Raw genomic sequence first — 18,041 nt, 5'->3', positions numbered from 1 at the left:
ATGGAAATTCTCGCCAAAGCTCAAACTGCGGTAGCCGTGACTCGAAATGTCACTGTTATTGCCTGCTTTGTCTTCGCGCTCCGCTGAATCATTTGAGCAATCTTAGACTGATTCGCTTCAAACTTACCGAGCGCATTTGCATCGACGGTCAGCACTGCATGATGACCATCAAAGCTCTGCAATTGCGCGTTCCTAAGCAGAGATTTAGCGTTATCCGATGCGTTCTCAATCACGGTCTGCCAGATCCTAGCCACTGCATTCTCTCCGTTGCCATTGTGTTGAGACTTCTGAGAGAGTGACGGGATTGGTGCTGATCCGGTTGGGATCAAGTTCAACAAACAGACTTCTAACCAGATTTGTGCATTCGGACTGAACCTGAGTTGCCCTTCGCTCGTCTGGAGTTGTGCTAGTGCTGCTTGAATTTGGGTATGGCTCCAACGGTTTGCGATAGCAGCAAGATGTTTTCGACTGATTGAACTGGTAAGCAATGTTGATTGCTGAACATCCGCCTGGACGATCAATATGTCCCGATAAACCTGAAGCAAACTGCTGAGAATCAGCTTGGGTGATTTGCCGCTATCGATCAAGTGACGAGCCGTTTGCAGCAATGCAAACGTATCGTGGTGTGAGAGCGCATTGATCATCTGTAATAAATCTGCTTCAGTTACGCCGCCTGCCATTTCAATGATTTGACTTGCGGTGACTTCATCGTCGAGTAATCGAGCTTGGGAGAGCAGTTGGAGCGCATCTCGTAATCCGCCTTCACATAACCTTGCGATCGCAACTAAGGCTTCATCTTGAACCCGGATCGCTTCTTGGTTAGCAATCGATCGCAGATGCTTGACGATCGTTTTCACCGACAGCGCCCGAAACTCAAATCGCTGACATCGACTTGTGATTGTCGGTAAAACCCTATGGGCTTCAGTCGTACACAAGATGAATACAACATGATTCGGCGGTTCCTCAATGCACTTGAGTAAAGCGTTTTGTGCCTGAGAAGTGAGCATCTGAGCTTCATCCAGCAAAATAATTCGATACCGTCCCAAAACAGGTGCGAAATTCACTCGTTGAGTCAATTCTCTGGCATCATCTACGCCGTTATGAGAAGCTGCATCAATTTCAGTGACATCGAGACTGTTGCTGACTTCGATCGAGCGGCAAGATTGACATTCTCCACAGGGGGTTAGAGTTGTTTGACCGTCACTCAAACAATTGAGAGATTTAGCGAAGATTCGGGCAGTGCTGGTTTTACCTGTACCTCTGGGTCCTGTGAACAAGTAAGCAGGGGCAATACGTTGGAGTGCGATCGCGTTCCGTAATGTGCGCTGTGTGTAGACTTGCCCAACCAAATCATCCAGCGTTTGGGGTCGATAAGCTAAATGCAATGCAGTATTCATAATTCCAGTAGTGAATAGGATTAAGACGGATCAGGTGCAATGTCATCAACTTCGTTCAAACTACACATCGGCATGAGAAAGTAAGTTGCATTCAGAGTCAGTTCAGGAATTTCGATATCTCCTGCCGATTGAACTTTGGCAGGGCTACTCGGTTTGCTGACTACCAGATTCAACGCAGCGCTACTCATCGCTTTGAGAATGTTCATCACGTACTGAAGGTTAAACCGAATCTCAAACCCTTCCAGTTCTGCTGGAACTTCGGCATCCATGACCTGTTTGCCTTTTCCATACTCTCGCTCGATCAAAAGCTCGATTTTCTTTGCCTCATGATTGAAAGCGAACTTTACGCCTTTCGCCTTCTTATCAGTCAGTGCGGAAAGCCGCTCTAATCGAGTCATTAGGGCATAACGGTTAATCGTGACCGTGGTATCGAACTCGTAGCGATCGAGCAGTGCCAGACAATCAGGGTACGATTCTTCAAGACACTGACAAACAATTTGCTTTGAAATCCCAGATGCTGCGACGGTGAACTGCACTCGCTTTGCAGCGTTTTCTTCTACGCGATCGACTGCGACTTGAAGCTGGGTTTCAGATTCAACTTTATCCACAGTTCTGGCTAACTCTTTGATCGCTCGACCGGGAACTACCAGGGAACTCATCAACTCCGATCGCTGTTTCCGTTTGCGTCTACCGATCCCGTCCGTTTCCAGATTCACAAAAGCAACCTGATGCCCATCGGTTGCCGTACAACAGAGCGTCCCTGCGTTCAATTGCCATTCAATGCCAGTCAGAATGCGTTTCGATTCATCGCTGCTAACGGCAAACAGAACACCTTTCAATCCAACTTGCACAACCTTTGCAGGGAGAGAAACAGGTTGATTCTGAACCTGCAAAATTTCTGGAAATTCTTCTGCGCTCATCCCACGAATTTCGGTTGTACCGCCTTGCCGATCTTGAAGGGTCGCCGTGAGCTTGTTGCCAGATTCCATCGATTCCAGCGTCAAATATCCAACCGGGCATTTGCTCACCACGGCACTCAGGACTTCTGCGGGAAGTGCGATCGCACCTGCGTGTTCTACCGTGGCTTCGATTCTGGCAGAGAGATTGATCGCCATATCTGAGGTTGTCAGCGTTAATTGCTGCGTCTCCTGATCAGCAACCACGAGAACGTTTGCCAGCACTGGATGCAGGGGCTTACTGGGCACGACAGCTTTGACAAAGACGAGTGCTTCACTCAGGCTAATTTGCCCAACGGTCAGCTTCATCCCGATTTGTGGTGGTTTTGCTCGACGAGTGGAGCGTTTCCGCTTCGATTTAGCCTGTGCCGCCGCGATTTCATCAATCGGTGAAATTTGTGTTGTCGTCATAGTGAAGAATTTGCAACGAAAGTCATGAATTTGCGGCGGTAGCCTCACGACTTTGTGACCAAGACTCGTCGTTTGGCGCGACTTGCTCCCACATAAAACAGTCGATTGAATTCCCGAATGCCAGCCTTGGTGCCATCTAATCGCTTTCGCAAATCGGCTCCGTCGAGTCCCACTTCCTCAAAGGTGCTACCTTGGGCATTGTGAACGGTGAGCGCGAAGCAAGGACGAATCTGAGCAAAAATTTCGAGATGACGATAGTATTTGCGCCATAGATATGGATTGCGCTTGGCGTTCTGGAGCGATCGTTCTACCTCATGCTCAAATCGAGCTTGCTCATCCTCGTGTAGGACATGAATTTGGCGTTGGCTGTCATATCCTTCAGGTAGTACCGTCAAACACCAAGCACGATATCCCTCATGCGATCGCTCCTCAACGTTAGCAACCGTGAATTCGATCGAGGTCGGCAGCGCGATCGTCTTTCCGTCAGGTGCGATCGCGCTTGCCAAGGTAATCATTCGCTCGTTCGGAACGAATCGAGGCGCATCGTTACCATACAAGTGTTCACGGATCACGGCGTTGTAATAATCGACACGCTTGTTGGTCCAGCACAAGATTCGGAATCGATTGGGATTGGACTCGAAATTCGTCGATCGCTGACAGGCATATTTCAGCAGAGTCATCGGACGAACCAGCAGCATTCCGCTTTCGTGCTTCTCAGTTGTCCGCTGTACAGGTTGAAAGGGTATTTGTTGCTGAATGGCAGAACGGCACTGCTTGAGAACCGTAAGCAACGGATTATCTGCACCTTGGCGAACAACTTGAGTCAAAGTCACACGGTTAGAAATGCTGAAACTGGGCGATCGTCCTTCATTAACCGGATTTAACTGAGCTGGGTCGCCCATTAGAATTATTTTTGTTTGTGTCCACGTCTGCTCGATCGATTGCCCAATCCAACGCCACAGGGCTTGATTGATCATCGAGCATTCATCAATCACGGCTAGATCAAAGCGTTCAAGATGAGAAGCACTAGTACGCTCTAGCTGTTTGCCGCCCCGATTGACTACACTCAGTCCCAAGAGTTGATGAATGGTCATGCACTCGACTCGCAAGGCTTGTTCGGCTGCCATCCGCTTGAGAACGCTCGTCGCTTTGTTGGTAGGTGCAGTCAGAACCACCTTTTGCTGATGATTAACAATCAGATCCTGGATGATTTGAACGATCGTGGTACTTTTTCCGGTTCCTGGATAGCCTGCGAGGAGAAACAGTTTTTGATCAGGGTTTGCTAAAAATGCTTGAATGGCTTGAACAGCTTGCTGTTGCTGCTCGGTTAGGGTGAGCGCTGTTGGAGAAGAATCGATAGCCAAAACCTTGCCTCAACTCATCCAACCCGATGAGGTGGTAGCGATTTTTGCTTAGGCTATTCGTCGTCTAAATCCAGCGGGTCTGAATCGATAAAGTCCAACACGTTCAAATCGACTTTATGCGGTTTGGGTTGATTTTTGACAATGATTTGGTACTTGCGAGCATCAGGCGTTGGAATCGATTTGGGGACAGGTGGCGCAGTTTTCGTTTGTTTGGGGACAGGTGGATTGGGCGTGTTCTGTTTGGCGAGTTGGAGGATGAGGTGGCGGACTGCGATCGCGGCATCTCCGCTCACAATCACTAGCCATTGCACATCCTTCCAGTTCTGAACCTGATCCAATTGAGTGACTTGAGTCAAAACAACTCTGCTATCTCTGACGATCGGTATATAGGCTGTCGCACCTTGAATGGGACGGTTAAACCAAAATTCCACAGCAGCAACCTGGTCTTCATTGGTTATTTTAGTTTGCCCAGGTGAAGTCTTTTGACGAGTTAAAACAACCTGACAGTCTTGGATTGGCAATATCTGACCATTCACCAGAATTGTCTGACCAGGTACAAGCCAACCAACGCGAGTCGAGATTTTAGACATAAAGGTGTCTCGTGTATTGAGATTCGATCATAAGAGTCGCCTACATTCTAATAAGACTATTTGTACTATTCTTAATCATCTAAAGAAGCCTTTCAGAATGGCTGGATGTCTGAGCCAAGAGGTTTTACTTCTGTCTGTGCAATTTTTTTCACTAAACAAATATTAAAACTCCAAAATTTTCAGAGCTTTTTTCTTGAATTGAAGTTACTATATTAAAAATCTCAAAAATTGAGGTAGTAAATGTGCAAAAGCTCAATACTCTCACACTAGAGCAGATTTCTGCGGGATTGATTAAAGCATCGCAACGGCAGGGCGCACTATATCCCTACCCACATGATTTGCAGCAGGGGTTTGACAAAGTGGTCTTAGCTTTTATGCAGGGAGGAAAACCAGAGCAGGCACCTGTCAGTGTGCCAGAATTTTATAAAAATTGGTGCGAACAGCCTCTAGGAGAGTGGGGCTTAGATTTGGCAGATGAATTAGAAGGCGACGAGACGCTGCTATTCTTGGGGCAACCTACAGAAATTACTCTGGAGCTAGCAGAGTCTTTTGGCGGAAGCGTCTTCTCGCAAGAGCAGTCTAAAATTGCCCATGCTTTATTGCAACGCTGCCAGGGAAATTTAAGAGGCGCAGAGTTTTATACAAAGTTCCGGCGGTTTATCGTCGAACATCCGGTGCTGTCGAATCAGGAGTTAGTTGAAGCTAAAGGCTGGTTTGGTTTGGGAGTGGGTTTAGCAGATTTGTTAGAGGAGTGTTATGAACCTGCACCGATTTGCTATCAGTTTCAGAGCAGTTTCTATGCTTGCCCCTATTGCCGAGCTTTAGCTGGAGTTGCCAATCAGGAAGTGATCGCGAATCCCAGTTGCAATCGTTGTCCATCGGGACGGCGATTGAAGCGAAAAATGAAGCTACCGGAGAATTGTCTAAAGCTCCGACGTGGAATTGAGCGCTTTTGGTTCTATCCAGGACGAGCAGAGATTCGGCTCTATGAAAGGCTAACAGAGCTAGGGCTACAGGTTGAGTTATATCCTGAGTGCGATCGCTATGACTTGCGAGTTCATTTTCCCGACGGTGAGATTTGGGCGTTGGATTTGAAAGACTACTCCAATCCTTACTTCTTAGCAAAGCAGTTGGGAGATGAACCCATTCCTGCTGATCCGCCGTGGCACATTGGATACATTGTAGTTCCATCAGAGCGTAAGAAAGACCGCCCAGCTTATTTGAAAGAACTAAAGTCTCGCTGGCGTTGGCAAGCAGTTCGTCCCATCTTCGATGATGCAGTGTTCGCCTTAGCGAAGAAGAAATTTGAGTCACAGTCTGATTCAGACAGGAGGAAGACGTGAAGGATACTCGATCGTGGCGATATACCGCCGCGCAATTCCTAGAAAAACAAGCTGATTTACCAAAAGATCAAATCGAAGCTTTGCTAGATGTGGAGCTTTGCTTATTTGCGATTGAAAAGCTCGGTCTACAGGATGAGCTTGATTCAGCGATCAATCTATGGATTCTAATTTCCAACCGTTTCTACCTATTTCCTGAGCTTAGAGCAGTTGTGGAAACTGTAGAGGCTAAACGCGCTTTGTTCAATTTGCGACAACTGCTGCATTATTTGACGAATCAAGAAATTGCAGAACAGTGGGTGAAAATCTATCGTCAAATTCCTTCTAAATATCGGGCTTATGAGATTGATGATGCGTATCGCTTCTCGCGAAAACTGATGCCTGCGATCTGGGGCAATCGGTTTGAATGCTTTGAGGACTTACTGAGTAACAAACTTAAGTATCGAAGTCGTGAAATCAAAATAGCAAGCCTGGGGAAAGAGTATTGCTTTAAGTCAGAGGAAACAACTTACAGCGTCAAACTGCCAGAAAAGTTTCCGATGTATCCAGGCAAAGTAGTTTCCCTACATCGTGAGAATACAAAGCCCATCACGATTACGCGAGTAGAAATGCAGGCGGCTGCAAAATTATTAGACGATCGCTGTAAAGGAAACTATGTTCAACGTCTTGAAAACATCATTCTAGAACAGTTTCAGGAGATGGGATTTAGTTCTGCTGATGCGATCGTGTTCGATGGTGTTAAGCATATGGTGGGATTGCTCAACGCAGGAAAATCTACGCTCATTGATATTCTGACCGTTGCACTGGCTCAAAAAGGACATCGAACAGGGGTTGTTTTCAACGAGGTTGTAACCTGTATCCGCATGGCAGAAATTCTTCAAAGAGTGGGACTCAGAGTTTCTGTTGTAATCGGTCAGCGTAATCGAAACCTCCATCTTGAGACTTGGCATAGTGTTGCTGGAGATTTAGAGGGATTTCGCCACTTATCAACCGCTTGTCCATTGAGTCCCTACATTCAACCCTCGATGCCATCGACACCACCTTGCTTTGATTTACGTGAGCGAAAAGAGGACGAGGCAGGAAATACCAAAGAGATTGGTGGTGTAAGGATGTGTCCGCTGATTGGTCAATGCCCTAGACATCGAGATGCAAATAATCTAGCTCATGCAGATGTCATTCTAACTACAGTCGCTGCTGCAATTTTCACTCGCCCCGCTCCTCATGTGAGTCCTCAATCGATTACCTACTATGAATTGATGTATCGTACCTGTGGCGTTGTCTTTTTCGATGAATGCGACAAGGTACAAGCTAATTTAGATTCGACATTTCTACCTGCGATCAAGCTGATTGAGCGAGGAAGCAATGGATTTTTAGATCAGGTGGTTAACTGGACGCGATCGCAAAAACTTCGGAATTCCAGGGCTGATCTGAGACAAGTTTCATTTGGTCAGTTCAATCATGCCCTACAGAATGCAGATGCTCTTGTTGATAACATCTGTACTCAATTACAAATCTCACCAAGCGAAAGTGAATGGTTGTCAGAGCAATTCTTTACCTGCTCTTCTTTGGCTCGAAACTTTATATTAGATATTGCTAAAGCAGAGGGAATTGATATTGAAGCGAATACCTTTATTCTTGATAAGAATCCGATTTATTTAGAAATTTCAGAGTTCCTGTTAGGAGATTGGAAAAGTTCTTGGTTAGCTGAATACGCAATGCGTCTGGCTAATGAAAACTATCAAGAACAGCAACTGACGATCGCTAAGCTAGAAGATGAATTATTGAAACGAGGCTGGATTAAATCGATTCGAGATCGTCATGAGTTTAGTTGCCGATTTGCTCTATTTCTCAAGCTAGTTTTATTTGTCTCTTTCTTTCAGCAGGCAACCAAGATTGCCTATGGTCTGAATGAACAAACAGAGGGAGCCAGTGAAGTTACTTTCTTCAACCGTATTCCACGCGATTTTTATGGTCTTATTCCTGGATTAGCATCGGGGTTAGTTTGCGGATTTAAGCTAGAACATCGAGATAATCAATTGACACTTTGGTATTTCCAGGCGCTTGGACAAGGACGATGGCTCTTAGAGAACTTCTCTCATGTTTTTGCAGATGAAGGAGATCAGGGCGCTCATGCGTTGCTTCTCAGTGGAACAAGCTGTGCTGGCAAAAGCCCTATCTATCACGTTAATCTACCTGTTAGTTATTTACTGCGTCCCAAGGAGCAAAGTGCGGTAGAGGTGATCGCTCAGAGTAAATTTGAGTTTTCACCTTGTTATTGGGCAGATGGCAAACCAGTCCGAGTTTCTGGAGTCTCGCTGAAAGAAGATTCACTCTTGCAGATTGTGCGATCGCTCCTACGACAAACAGATCTGCTTCAGCGCGATTTCGACTCGCTACCAGCAAACCGTAACCGTTTAATCTGGTATGTCAATAGCTATGAGCAAGTAGATTTCGTTCATAGCGCGATTTTGAGTTTAGATACAGGCAAGGAATGGAGCCATCGCATCGCAGCTTTGACTGCTCGTTCTCCATTAGAAGAAGTTGACGAATCCTTGATTGCTCGTGGCAATGTCGAAAACTTTGCTAAAACGAATCGCTCAATTCTGATTGCTCCAATTTCAGCGATCGGACGAGGTAAGAATATCTTGAATGAAGAGGGCTTAAGTGCTTTCGGAGGCGCTTATTTCTTGGTGCGTCCTCATCCTTCTCCAGACGACTTGGACTATAAGTTTCGATTGGCATTGTGGAAAGAGCGCCAAGCTCTTTTAGAAGAGCGATCAGGTAAGCTTTGGGAAACTTGCGAGTCCTGGCGAACTGATGGTTACCGAATTTTTCTCAAGAGCCTGGACACCACTTTGCAGTATTCCAATAAAGCTCTCCCTGGAGATGTGCGCGAAGGGTTGATCTGGACTCAGATGGTGCTGACGTGGCAAGCGATCGCACGAACCATTCGAGGGAACCAGCCTACGCTCATTCGCTTTATTGATGCAGCCTGGGCACCAAATCTGGCTGAGAACCGCCCTGAAACCGAACAAGCATCCCTTCTAAAAGGATTTGAGTATGTTTTGCGTCCGTATTTTGCTAAGACCAAAACAGCATTTGACGCACGCGAGATTGCCCTAGTTCGGGCGCTGTATGAACCTTTCTACCGTTCTTTGGAGAAGATCGATGGCATATAATTTGATTCAATTGTTTGCTCTTAATGTTCCAACTCGGTTAGTTATTCCCTTTGATCTATACGCTGTGGAAGTTCCGCAGCAATGGAAGGAGCTATTTACTCGATTACAGCAGCACAAGCTCAAGAAAAAAGAAGTTTTGCCTCCTGTCGAGTGTCTTAATCAAGCACTTCAGCTTCTCATTGAAGACATCCTATTTCCATCAAAAAATGCGTTTAGAAAGAAAGTAAAGTGGCTGTATTCAAAGAACGAGAAGATTTCTACAGAAGATATTGTCACGATCGTCAAAACGTGGCTGCGCGTCTCATTTGAAGATGCTCCATGTTTAACTGATCAAGACATTGAGCAGATTAATGCGCTATCCAGTTCTGATTTGAAGTTTGAGAAAGTTTTGCTACCCGATCAGGTTTGGAAAATTGAAAATGGAAAGCTCGTGATGGAGCCACTCTACTACGATCTCATTCCCTATCTTTTTTCTGCTGCGATCGCATCTGCTCCTCTAGAATTAATCGATCCCCGCACAGGTCAGGTCGTTCGCCATGTCAATTTTCGAGAGAGTGTTTCAGATACTAGTGCAAAAGAAGTCATTAGTTGGCTGCCTGAAATCGAGGTGAAGGAAATAAAGAAGAAAGGGAGCAGGCAAACGGAGAAATCAACTCACTACTACTCTTACCAAGCAAAATTTATTCTGCACTATCATCCAAATGGAACCCCTTATTTGAACTGTGAGTATGGTGTTCGACGCTGGGTCAGTTGGGAACTAGGATATCTCGGATCTAGTGTGACCGTTGATATCAGCCCCACAGGTACAAATCGCTTTGCCTCCTGCAAGTTGAAGTATCTTGGTAAGGAGAAAGAGGTAACATTTGAAGGAAATCTGGCTCGTCTACTGAAGGAGTTAAATACATTCAAAGACGACATTACTGCTCCAGCTGTCAAACAATCTCCATACAGAAATGGTGATCTTGCCTGGGCAGCAAGGTATAGCACTCAAATGTCGAAAACCCATAATGCAGGCGCTGGATTCTATCCATCAGATATTGAGATTTTTCATAACGCTTGTTTAACTCGAATACAGGAAGTATTCGGAGATGGATTCGCTCCAATTGAACCCTATACTCGATGCAGTAACACAAAAGCATTGACTAAAGTAGGGGCTGGGTATAAAAAAATCGCAACCTTCCTCAAAACACATTTTGCAGCCCCACCTCAGCCTTTGCCCTTCAATGCTCCCTCCGATCTTCAACTGTTACTTCTAGCTCAAGACACTGCTACTGAGAAGTTGATTTATTTACTTGCGAAAAAGTACGGAATAACGAATGTTACTGTTAAAAGCTTAGGGGCACTGGGGGCAGAACTACCAGGACAACAGTGGCAATCTGAATGTAAGCAGAGAATTCAAGATTTTCAAGCTCAACTGCCAGCTTCACCACCCGGCGTGAAGACGATCGCGTTAATTGAGATCTTGCCTAAAGAGCAATTCTGGCAGGATGCAACAAAAGATCCTAAACTGTGTTTTCGCCCAGCCCTAGCTGCATTAGGCTATGTGACCGATCACTTTGAACCCAAAGGTGAAGAGGACAAAGAAGATTTTCTAACTGAAGAAGCCCTAAATACCGAACTGGAGCGAATTGAGTCAGAACGAGAAGCCTCAACAGATGCAGGTAAACGAGACAAAACTAATTTACTGAGTAACTTTGCTCGGCGTGTCGAAGCATCTCTGCTGAGTGCATTGACAATGGCTGGTGCATACACATACCAAGATTTTACAGCAGAAGGATTTCCATCAAATGTTGCTTGTGTTGGTGTATACACCATTCCTTTCTACACAGGCAGTCAGGTTAAGGAATTGGCTGTCGCAGTACGTATCGATAAAGCAGGGATAAAAGCTAGAGCTTTCGGATCTCCAGATTGGATTGATTTCTATGATTTTCAAGTAAAAATGGCATCAGGCAATGCCTTTCAGCCTACTGCTATCAAACACGACAGTCGCGAGATTCAAGATTGGGTCTTCAATAACCTGTTTAAAGAAACGAAGGAACCAACCCTCTACTGTTTCGATGCACAAAATCTGAGACAGCGTTTGTTATTCCTTCAGAAGAAGCACTGGCAAAAATACGCACTTGCTTTTGCGACTGAGCAAGGCGTAGATTATGTCCCAATCTCGAAGTACTCCAATATCCGCGTCGCTTGCGTTGTTACTCCCAAGACATCAGAAGTATCAGTTTATCGAGCTTGTGATGAAGCAGGAGCCTTGAAAGGACATACTGAAGGTGTATTTTATCCCTCCACCCAAGATTCAGAAAGTGGCTATTACTATTTAAGTAATCAGAAACCTGATAGTCGGAGCGGTGGAATTTTGCAAGAAAGTAAGCTGGTATCAATCTTGAAAACTACGAGCGAAGGCGAAACGAAGGCGAAGAAACCTAAACCCCAATCTCAAGGCTACAACCCGCGAGGAGTTCTTTTGAGCTTGAGTCTTCAAGAAGGAGATTGCTTTAGCGATTGGGCAAGTTTTGTGCAGTGTCAACGGCTTTATGGAATTATTCATTATTTGGGAGCAACCAATCTACCGGGTCCACTCCACCTTGCTTCTCACTTGGACGCATATCGACCAATACACGCGATTCGACAGCCATAAGGTCTCGAAATGGGAATTCTACTATTTCTAAGTGCAGCCGTTTTCATTTTTCAATCAAGTGATCGCAGCGTGATTGGCTGCAAGCCTTTAAAATGATGGGTATCTAAGAGTAATGTGACACGCATGACGACACAGCGAATCACGATCGATCTCCCTGAATCGGTATTTCGAGCCTTAGTCCGCATGGCTGAGGCGACGGATCAGCCTGTAGAACTGCTCGTCGCTCAGAGTGTGATGAGCAATCTTCCTCCGAGTATCGATAACGCTGTGCCAGAATTACAGCCAGAATTGCTGAGAATGCAGACTTTGAGCAACGAAGAAATTGTGACGATCGCTCAGTCTCAAATTGACTCTGCCCAAGTGAAACGACATCGGGAACTTCTGGCAAAAAATGAGGCGCGATCGCTGACTTCTGAGGAACGCCAAGAATTATCTGGACTGAGACAAGCTACTGATTATCTAATGCTCCGTAAAGCTTACGCTTGGTCACTATTGCGCTGGCGAGGTCAACGCATCCCATCTCTGGAAGAACTCCCCTTACCGCAATGACGATTTCTGACGCGCTGCGACGACAGGTGATTCAGGAATCGAATCACCGATGTGAGTATTGCAAAACACCTTCGCGGGTGGTTGGGATGCCTCTTGTCATTGAGCATATCCTACCAAAAGCCTTGGGAGGTCAGGACAATCGTGAGAATCTGGCAGCCTCATGTTACCGATGTAACGAATTTAAAGGAGCCAGAACCGAGGCAATCGATCCTGAAACCCGGCAGCTTGTCCCACTCTTCAACCCTCGAACCCAAAATTGGAGCGAGGAATTTGTTTGGGGCAATGGCGGAACTCATATTATGGGAATTACCTTGATCGGTAGAGCAACGGTCGTTGCATTACGGCTCAACAACGAAAATGTAGTTGAAGCTCGATCAATTTGGATTGAGTTCGGTTGGCATCCTCCAACTTCTGAGTAACGATTTGAGATTACGGTCATGTCTTGGCACACTTCACTAGGAGATCGAGTTCTCGAAGGCACTGAAGCAGCGTTTTATCTCAGCGCGGTGCAGCACGCGATCGAGCATCTCCAAGAGTTGCAAGACATCGACGAGGAGACAGACGTGGTGACAGGCGATCGCATCTTCGACTATGCCAGCCTCAATCAGAAGGTCGTCTTACTGCACACTTGTCTTCAGGCTTTGCTGGACTCAAGAATTGATCCTCCAGAGTTGACCAGCGTTCTAGAAGCTGCCGCATATTTTCCTTTCGCTTTTCTCAAGCTTGAATTGAAGATGGAACTTGAGTCAGAGGAGGACGGGATTTTTGATAATGAGGAATTCAAATACTACTACCGCAACATTGTGTGGCAAGTGTTTGATGAATTCGGCTACCCGTGCTGGCAGTCTGCAATCGAAGAATTTGGCGAAGACGAGGAGGAAAATGCGTTCCATCAGCATTCCACCAATTCGAGACTCTGGAAATCGATTATCGATCAAATGGCAAATCGAATCTTTTGGGATCGGGACTGGATGGTTAGCTCATTCGCGCCCGAATTACTAGACGGCATCGACCAGTCATTCAGTGAGATGACAGGACTGACGGAAGAATATGTGACAAACCGACTGCCCAAGGTGACTTCAAAGCAGGTGAAGCAAGCGATCGCAGCAATCAAGAATTGGAAGTTGGAAGGGTAAAACGGCTTATACATTTCCGTCGCATAGGCTTAATCCGCCCATAAGCGGGGCAACCATTGCTCTGCTGCAAGTGTCGGAAATCCCAACCGAACGGCTCCTTTCGGAGAATCTGCGACCAGTAACCCTTGCTCAAGTAAGCGTTTCAACACCGATCTCGCTTGCCGTTCCTGATATCCCGTAACCGCTGATGCTTGCCCCCGTGCGACTTCTCCTTCCAAGAAAGCTGCCTTCAGTAATGGGTAGCTTCCAGGTAATAATGATTTTTGTTGGACTGCGATCGCAACATAAGCTTCAATCCGATTGAGCAACTGAGTCGGCTCTAAGATCTTTGTCATGAAGTCAATCTGGTCAATGCAAGTTTCCAGAAAAAACTCACAAAACCTAACTAATCCCACCATGCTGAGATTACCTCGCCCGTCATAATCATTTCGTCGTTGCTGGTCAGCTTGGGCTAGGCGCGACCGATACTCCTGCATTTGCCACGCTAATCCACGGGAAACCGACCACAAGCTACTGCCAATGCCAATGCGCTGAAAATAAGCATGGGAAAAGAGCCTCACGACACGTCCATTGCCGTCTAGAAACGGGTGAATCCAGGCAAATCGATGATGAGCAGCAGCAGCAGCCAGAATTTGATCAACCTTCGAGAGCCGCTCTGGTTGGTAGACTTGGGCAAAGCGATCGAGAAATCGAGTCAAAGTTTCTGGTGGTGGCGGAACGTGGCGACCAATTTGAACATTCACCGAGCGCCATGCTCCAGGTTGAACAGAGACTTCGCCAAGCTGCCAGAAGGCTTCAGGCAACCGTTGATAAAACTCGTGATGCAATCGTTGGATAAATTCTGGGCTAACGACATCTATTGTTTGCCACGTCGGATTGAGATCGAGACGGGTTTGTTAGGTGACAATACAACTGGCGAGTGAGCGTCAGGGTATTGGCGAGTTGATCTCCCCCTCCGGACGATCGCAAAAAATTTGCTTGACTCATCGAGTCAAGTGCCGAACAAGAAAAAGACACTCTGAGAGAGTCCCATCGGTACATGGAGACTCGAAGAGTGTCTGGAAAAGTAAAAACATATCAAGTACAAGTGTATATGACAGCACGAGAAAAAGGCTTCACCCAACCAGAAGCCGCAAGTCTGGCTGGATTTTCCGCCCGCACTGGGCAGCGGATTGATGCAGGCGTACATCAACCGAATCGCGGACGAGTACGCGACTGGCGCAGCACCGAAGACCCGTTAGCGGACGTTTGGGAGACCGAACTCGAACCGATGCTGAAAGCGGCTCCTCAACTACAGCCGAAGACCTTGTTTGAGGAATTGTTAGAGCGCTATCCGGGCGACAAGTACGCCAAAGTGCTTCGCACCCTGCAACGACGAGTGCGAGCGTGGGGCATCGCTACACGGCGAAGCCAAAACGGTGATGTTTGAGCTACGACATGAACCAGGGATAATGGGATTGTCCGACTTCACCGAACTCAAAGGGATTGAGATCACCATTGCAGGTCAGCCGTTCGAGCATTTGATTTATCATTATCGGCTGGCTTACAGTGGGTGGCAGTATGCTCAAATCATCCAGGGCGGTGAGAGCTTCATTGCCTTGTCGGAAGGATTGCAAAACGCGCTGTTTGCTTGTGGTGGAGTGCCGAAACAACATCGCACTGACAGCTTGAGTGCGGCATATCGCAATATGGGCGGAGTCAGAAACAAGCCACTAACCCGATTGTACGATGACTTGTGCCATCATTACCGGATGCAGCCGACCCGCAACAATACCGGAATTGCTCATGAAAATGGGGCAATCGAATCTCCACACGGACACCTGAAGAATCGGATCAAGCAAGCCTTATTGTTACGCGGCAGTTGTGACTTTGACAGCATCGCTGAGTATCAAGCCCTAATCAATCGAGCGATTGCTAAGTTAAACGAGTTACACACCGCAAAAATTGAAGAAGAAAAACAGTTCCTTCAACCATTACCAAAATATCGAGTTCCAGATTACGAAGTGCTGACCGCAACGGTGAGTTGCCGCAGCACGATTGATGTGCGCTGCGTGTTGTACACGGTTCCCGCGCGTCTCGTCGGACGACAACTCGAACTGCATCTCTATCATGACCGCATTGTGGGCTATCTCAATCGCCATCCGGTGGTCGAACTCCCACGCCTTCGCGTGACTGACAAAGCCAAACGCCGCGCTCGAAGTATTAACTATCGTCATGTCGCAGAAGGACTGCGCCGCAAGCCGAGAGCCTTCTTGTACTGCACCTGGCAACAGGAACTCCTGCCGAATGACACCTGACGAGAGTTGTGGTCTCAATTGAAGACTCAATTCGACCTCGATAGTGCAGCGATGTTAATCGTCGAAGCCTTGTACATTGCTGCGATGCAAGACAAAGAAGCGGCGGTCGCGACTTATCTCCAAACTCAGCTTGAAACCGCAAGTTTGACGCTCGTGGGATTACGTCAGCAGTTTCAGTTATTGAGTGATCCCAATTTACCGAGCCTCACTGTTCCGCAACAAGACCTGACAAATTATGACCAACTCCTCAGAAGTCGAAGCGCCAATCACACCGTACCAGAGCCTGAGTCTGCACCTCAAACGCCTGCATCTGTCACATATGCTGAACCACTGGGAAACGCTCGAACAGCAAGCAATGCAAGAGGGGTGGTCTTACGCTCAGTTTTTGCTGGCTCTGTGCGAGTTGGAGGCACAGCGACGGTGGAGCGTTCGGATTCAACGCGCTCTCACAGAAGCTCAACTGCCCGTCGGAAAAACGGTTTCCAACTTTGATTTTTCCCATTGCCCGAACTTCAACCCTGCTCCCCTGATGCAGCTTGCTGATGATCCTGGTTGGCTCGTTCGTGCCGAGAATCTGTTGATGTTCGGGGCAAGTGGGGTCGGCAAGTCGCATTTGGCAGCCGCCGTTTCACGCCGCATGGTCGAGTTTGGCAAGCGGGTCAAATTCTTTTCGGCTTTGGCATTAGTCCAACAGTTACAGCAAGCGAAACTGCAACTGCAACTGCAATCGATGCTGAAGAAACTTGACCGCTTTGATTTGCTCGTTCTCGATGACTTAGGCTATGTCAAAAAGACCGAGGCTGAAACCTCGGTTTTGTTTGAATTGATTGCTCATCGGTACGAACGCCGCAGCCTGCTGATTACGGCAAACCAGCCGTTCAGTCAGTGGGATGCGATCTTTACCGATTCGATGATGACCGTCGCAGCCGTGGACCGTCTCGTGCATCATGCTTTGATTGTTGAGATTCAGACCGAGAGTTATCGCAAACAATCGGCAGTGTCTCGCTCTAGTGCTTCGAGTGCCGAGAAACAAGCGGTTCAGTCTAAGCGATCTTAATTGTCGTCACGATCTTAACTGTCGTTTCGATCTTAATTGTCGTCGCGATCTTAACTGTCGTGCGATTGCTTCCTGCATTCTGCACGACTTTTGTGTGTCAATTTTTGGTGTGCCCGATTCATTGTTGGAATCATCCCGCAATGCTGTTTCTTATTTTTACTAACTTGTCTTTTTCACTGTCGCGACTCGACTTTGTGCTTGACATCTAATACGGGTTTGAACTTCAATATGCGCTTTGGCTTCGAGTTGTAAGTTACGCTGTTCTAAATCGCTGGAAAAGTCCTGTGCTAATGCGCGTTCGATGTCGATTGGACGGGTGCGATGTCCTTCGATCAGATTGCTGTAATAGCAGTTCATCGATCGCACTAATTCACCGAGCGATCGCAGCACAATCGGATGCAATCCCTGAGTTAGTTGACCTGATTTTGTGGCAAGTGCGATCGCTAAGTCTTCCAAGTTTCGCGTGCGTTGAGGATACACAGGTTCGAGAAGGCTTGGGTCATACTGCCGATAGGGAATCGCTGACTTAGACATATTGCCGATTATAAATATCTCCAAAATAGATGTAAATTATAGCTTATGAGCTTTCATAGAGCAGTTTTTGCCGATCTTTTTGCCGCTTGTAATTTTTGTTCTTTGTTTGTCTCTACGGTGGCAGAAGACAATTGCTCATCATTATTCGGTTCAACTAATGCAGATTTAATGAAGTCACTTTCTCACCGCTCAGCAACGCTTGCTAGTCACTCATTTCAACAAACTCTACTACCGATTTGTAATCAGCCGGTCGCAAGTTCGAGTCTTGTCACCAGCTTTCAAGAAAATCAAGCATTTCACGCTCCCGGTAAGCCTTCTAGCCCTTGCCGGGAGCAGCTTTTTGGAAACCCCTAAAAAACACGACGGTTATTTTTGGGTGAGTTTCGGTGAGATTGTGACGCGGATTGTGATCCAGATTGTGATCCGGGTTGAGATCAGAAAAGTCATAAAAATTCAGTACTAGCGCCTTAACTGCCCCCTATGATTCTGAACGTCAACGCACTTCAGCAATTCGGAGGTCGTTCATGTACGCCAAAAATTCTCGACGAAAGGCAAAAGCGGGGTCAGTTCAAGTGAGCGATCGCCGTGGTTAT

13 protein-coding genes and 1 pseudogene are annotated in these 18,041 nt (G+C 46.8%); 8 read left to right on the top strand and 6 right to left on the bottom strand.

What is annotated here, in order from left to right; all coding sequences use genetic code 11:
- Positions 1-20: 20 nt before the first annotated feature.
- The 4 genes from dnaX to ACQ4M5_RS39310 are packed head-to-tail and all read right to left on the bottom strand — an operon-like array spanning position 21 to position 4,718.
- Positions 21-1,397 (bottom strand): DNA polymerase III subunit gamma/tau, encoded by a 1,377-nt coding sequence (dnaX, locus tag ACQ4M5_RS39325; protein ID WP_430681236.1) that lies wholly within the window; start codon positions 1,395-1,397, stop codon positions 21-23.
- Between the two features lie 20 nt (positions 1,398-1,417).
- Positions 1,418-2,764 carry a DNA polymerase III subunit beta gene (gene dnaN / locus ACQ4M5_RS39320; protein WP_430681235.1) on the bottom strand — a complete coding sequence of 449 codons (1,347 nt, stop codon included), beginning with the start codon at positions 2,762-2,764 and terminating at the stop codon, positions 1,418-1,420.
- Positions 2,765-2,808: 44 nt separating this feature from the next.
- Complete coding sequence (locus ACQ4M5_RS39315; protein ID WP_430681234.1) at positions 2,809-4,128, bottom strand: ATP-dependent DNA helicase; 1,320 nt, start codon at positions 4,126-4,128, stop codon at positions 2,809-2,811.
- 53 nt (positions 4,129-4,181) lie between these two features.
- Positions 4,182-4,718, bottom strand: coding sequence for a hypothetical protein (locus ACQ4M5_RS39310; RefSeq protein WP_430681233.1), 537 nt, complete (start codon positions 4,716-4,718; stop codon positions 4,182-4,184).
- A gap of 242 nt (positions 4,719-4,960) precedes the next feature.
- Here ACQ4M5_RS39310 and ACQ4M5_RS39305 point away from each other — a divergent pair, with 242 nt between their 5' ends.
- From ACQ4M5_RS39305 to ACQ4M5_RS39280, 6 genes are all read left to right on the top strand, one after another.
- Complete coding sequence (locus ACQ4M5_RS39305; RefSeq protein ID WP_430681232.1) at positions 4,961-6,061, top strand: hypothetical protein; 1,101 nt, start codon at positions 4,961-4,963, stop codon at positions 6,059-6,061.
- Positions 6,058-9,237 carry a hypothetical protein gene (locus ACQ4M5_RS39300; protein WP_430681231.1) on the top strand — a complete coding sequence of 1,060 codons (3,180 nt, stop codon included), beginning with the start codon at positions 6,058-6,060 and terminating at the stop codon, positions 9,235-9,237. Before ACQ4M5_RS39305 ends, ACQ4M5_RS39300 begins: the two co-directional genes overlap by 4 nt.
- Positions 9,227-11,875, top strand: a complete 2,649-nt coding sequence (locus tag ACQ4M5_RS39295; protein ID WP_430681230.1) for a pPIWI_RE module domain-containing protein — start codon at positions 9,227-9,229, stop codon at positions 11,873-11,875. Before ACQ4M5_RS39300 ends, ACQ4M5_RS39295 begins: the two co-directional genes overlap by 11 nt.
- A gap of 123 nt (positions 11,876-11,998) precedes the next feature.
- On the top strand, positions 11,999-12,424 hold the full coding sequence (locus ACQ4M5_RS39290) for a hypothetical protein (RefSeq protein ID WP_430681229.1): 426 nt from the start codon (positions 11,999-12,001) through the stop codon (positions 12,422-12,424).
- A complete protein-coding gene (locus tag ACQ4M5_RS39285; RefSeq protein WP_430681228.1) occupies positions 12,421-12,843 on the top strand; it encodes an HNH endonuclease in 423 nt (140 codons plus the stop codon). The genes ACQ4M5_RS39290 and ACQ4M5_RS39285 overlap by 4 nt, the downstream gene beginning before the upstream one ends.
- Before the next feature lie 18 nt (positions 12,844-12,861).
- Complete coding sequence (locus tag ACQ4M5_RS39280; protein WP_430681227.1) at positions 12,862-13,560, top strand: hypothetical protein; 699 nt, start codon at positions 12,862-12,864, stop codon at positions 13,558-13,560.
- Positions 13,561-13,589: 29 nt separating this feature from the next.
- Here the strand turns inward: ACQ4M5_RS39280 and ACQ4M5_RS39275 are convergent, their stop codons facing one another.
- Positions 13,590-14,396 carry a Fic family protein gene (locus tag ACQ4M5_RS39275; protein WP_430681244.1) on the bottom strand — a complete coding sequence of 269 codons (807 nt, stop codon included), beginning with the start codon at positions 14,394-14,396 and terminating at the stop codon, positions 13,590-13,592.
- 203 nt (positions 14,397-14,599) lie between these two features.
- On the opposite strand from ACQ4M5_RS39275, the pseudogene istA reads away from it, so the two are divergent.
- Together istA and istB are read left to right on the top strand one after the other, a co-directional pair.
- Positions 14,600-16,331, top strand: a pseudogene (gene istA / locus ACQ4M5_RS39270) (IS21 family transposase); the annotation flags it as partial.
- Positions 16,213-16,914: an IS21-like element helper ATPase IstB gene (gene istB, locus ACQ4M5_RS39265; protein ID WP_430681226.1), complete on the top strand. Its 702-nt coding sequence runs from the start codon at positions 16,213-16,215 to the stop codon at positions 16,912-16,914. The pseudogene istA and the gene istB, both read left to right, overlap by 119 nt.
- Positions 16,915-17,073: 159 nt before the next feature.
- Here istB and ACQ4M5_RS39260 read toward each other — a convergent pair whose 3' ends face one another.
- Complete coding sequence (locus ACQ4M5_RS39260) at positions 17,074-17,448, bottom strand: hypothetical protein (protein ID WP_430681225.1); 375 nt, start codon at positions 17,446-17,448, stop codon at positions 17,074-17,076.
- Positions 17,449-18,041: the final 593 nt, after the last annotated feature.

This window comes from Leptolyngbya sp. AN10, assembly GCF_050565645.1.
Classification (GTDB): domain Bacteria; phylum Cyanobacteriota; class Cyanobacteriia; order Leptolyngbyales; family Leptolyngbyaceae; genus Leptolyngbya.
The sequence above is the reverse complement of the archived record's forward strand: the minus strand, read 5'-3'. Positions and strand labels throughout refer to the sequence as shown.

Coding starts and splice junctions, on each gene's coding strand:
- istB (WP_430681226.1), top strand. CDS start 16,213: ATGCAAGAGGGGTGGTCTTACGCTCAGTTTTTGCTGGCTCTGTGCGAG.
- ACQ4M5_RS39260 (WP_430681225.1), bottom strand. CDS start 17,448: ATGTCTAAGTCAGCGATTCCCTATCGGCAGTATGACCCAAGCCTTCTC.
- ACQ4M5_RS39285 (WP_430681228.1), top strand. CDS start 12,421: ATGACGATTTCTGACGCGCTGCGACGACAGGTGATTCAGGAATCGAAT.
- dnaX (WP_430681236.1), bottom strand. CDS start 1,397: ATGAATACTGCATTGCATTTAGCTTATCGACCCCAAACGCTGGATGAT.
- ACQ4M5_RS39290 (WP_430681229.1), top strand. CDS start 11,999: ATGACGACACAGCGAATCACGATCGATCTCCCTGAATCGGTATTTCGA.
- ACQ4M5_RS39295 (WP_430681230.1), top strand. CDS start 9,227: ATGGCATATAATTTGATTCAATTGTTTGCTCTTAATGTTCCAACTCGG.
- ACQ4M5_RS39310 (WP_430681233.1), bottom strand. CDS start 4,718: ATGTCTAAAATCTCGACTCGCGTTGGTTGGCTTGTACCTGGTCAGACA.
- dnaN (WP_430681235.1), bottom strand. CDS start 2,764: ATGACGACAACACAAATTTCACCGATTGATGAAATCGCGGCGGCACAG.
- ACQ4M5_RS39280 (WP_430681227.1), top strand. CDS start 12,862: ATGTCTTGGCACACTTCACTAGGAGATCGAGTTCTCGAAGGCACTGAA.